Origin of the sequence: Mycobacterium sp. (genome assembly GCF_008709575.1) — a bacterium.
Taxonomy (GTDB): Bacteria; Actinomycetota; Actinomycetes; order Mycobacteriales; family Mycobacteriaceae; genus Mycobacterium.
In genome coordinates, this window is sequence record NZ_VYIK01000428.1 from 1 (window position 1) to 641 (window position 641).

The window sequence follows — 641 nt, forward strand, 5'->3', positions numbered from 1 at the left end:
ATTGGATAATTTTCCAAGCCCATCTCTGCGGCGAAGTCAGACGCAAACCAACCACATGGAAGTGAGCGCATGGCATTTTGCGCCGAAATCGGAGCCCGCCAAGGTGCGCGCGGTGCGTGAAGAATGCTTCCTCAGCTTCTACGGTCCCGGTGGTCTTGCGACTCCCGACGACGTGGAGGCCCTCGAATCGTGCCAGGACGGCTATCGCAGCGGCGGCGTTGAATGGAACGACATCTCTCGCGGGATGACCCGCGAACCCGAAGTCAAGGATGAGGAGCAGATGCGCGCCTTCTGGCGCCAATGGCGCGAGCAGCTCAGCCCGCAGCGGAAAGTAGTCGCGTGACCATCGAACAGGACACCAGCGCATCGATCGCCGACACCGCAGTCGTGCAGCGGTGGGAGGTGGAGGACTTCCTGTACCGCGAGGCCCTGCTGCTCGACGAATGGCGTCTTGACGAGTGGGCGCAACTCTTCACCGAGGACGCGCACTATGTGGTTCCGGCAAACGATCTTCCCGATCCTGCGCCCGACGGTGACCTGGTGCTTGTCAACGACGACAAATTCATGCTGTTGGCGCGCGTGGAGCGGCTGAAGAGCCGTAAGGCGCACCGCGAATATCCCCACGCGACAACCCGGCATCA

Annotated in this window: 1 protein-coding gene and 1 pseudogene; both read left to right on the forward strand. The window is 61.8% G+C overall.

What is annotated here, in order from left to right; genetic code table 11:
- Window positions 1-343: pseudogene (locus F6Q13_RS19390) on the forward strand (hypothetical protein); the annotation flags it as partial.
- A partial coding sequence (locus F6Q13_RS19395) for an aromatic-ring-hydroxylating dioxygenase subunit beta (RefSeq protein ID WP_293059972.1) occupies window positions 340-641 on the forward strand: 302 nt, incomplete at its 3' end. The pseudogene F6Q13_RS19390 and the gene F6Q13_RS19395, both read left to right, overlap by 4 nt.